Source organism: Marinobacterium profundum (assembly GCF_001528745.1).
Classification (GTDB): Bacteria; Pseudomonadota; Gammaproteobacteria; order Pseudomonadales; family Balneatricaceae; genus Marinobacterium_A; species Marinobacterium_A profundum.
In genome coordinates, this window is the sequence record NZ_BCNS01000097.1 from 1 (window position 1) to 894 (window position 894).

At 60.2% G+C, this 894-nt stretch carries 1 protein-coding gene; it reads left to right on the forward strand.

What is annotated here, in order from left to right; all coding sequences use genetic code 11:
- Positions 1 to 874 (forward strand): acyl-CoA dehydrogenase C-terminal domain-containing protein (locus MPRO_RS08025; RefSeq protein WP_173645504.1); only part of this gene is annotated, 874 nt, incomplete at its 5' end.
- Positions 875 to 894 lie beyond the last annotated feature (20 nt).

The following is an 894-nucleotide window of genomic DNA, read 5'->3' on the forward strand; positions in this document are numbered from 1 at the left end:
CGAACTCTCGTATCAGGGCGCCTTGAGCTATGCCCGCGATCGCCTGCAGATGCGCTCGCTGCGCGGTGCTGCTGCGCCTGAAAAGAGCGCCGATCCCATTATTGTGCATCCCGATGTGCGGCGCATGTTGCTGACGCAGAAAGTCTTTGCCGAGGGCGGCCGCGCTTTCAGTTATCTTTGCGCCCAGCTGGTTGATCTGGCCCACAGCGCTGAAGATCCGGCTGAACGCAAGCGCGCCCAAGAGCGTCTGGCGCTGTTGATCCCCATCGCCAAGGGCTTTTTGACCGAAGCCGGTGTCGAGGCTGCAAGCCTGGGTATTCAGGTGTTCGGTGGTCATGGTTACATCGCCGAGTGGGGCATGGAGCAGATTTTGCGCGACGCCCGCATTGCGCCCATTTACGAGGGTACTAACGGCATTCAGGCGCTGGATCTGCTGGGGCGCAAGATCAACGGTAGCAAGGGCGCGCTGCAGCGGGGCTTTGCCGCCGAGGTGCAGGCCTTTATCGAATCCGAGCGCAATAACGCAGAACTTGCCGACATGCTTGCCGAGCTGGAGCGTCAGCTAGAACGCTGGAACAGCCTGACCGACCGTCTTGTCACCGAGATTGGCGAAGATCCGGCCCAGCTTGGTGCCGCCGCCTTCGATTATATGATGTACAGCGGTTACACGGTGCTGGCCTATATCTGGGCGCTGAGTGCGGTAAAGGCGCAAGAGGCGCTGGCCGCTGGCAGCACCGAAACTGCCTTTTACGACGCCAAACTTAGCACCGCACGCTTTTATTTCCGCCGTATTCTGCCGCGCAATGAAGGCCTGGCGGCGACGATGATGGATAAGGCCGACACTCTGCTTGAGCTGCCTGAGGATGCTTTCTAGCAGCCTCCTAGGAGGCTGTC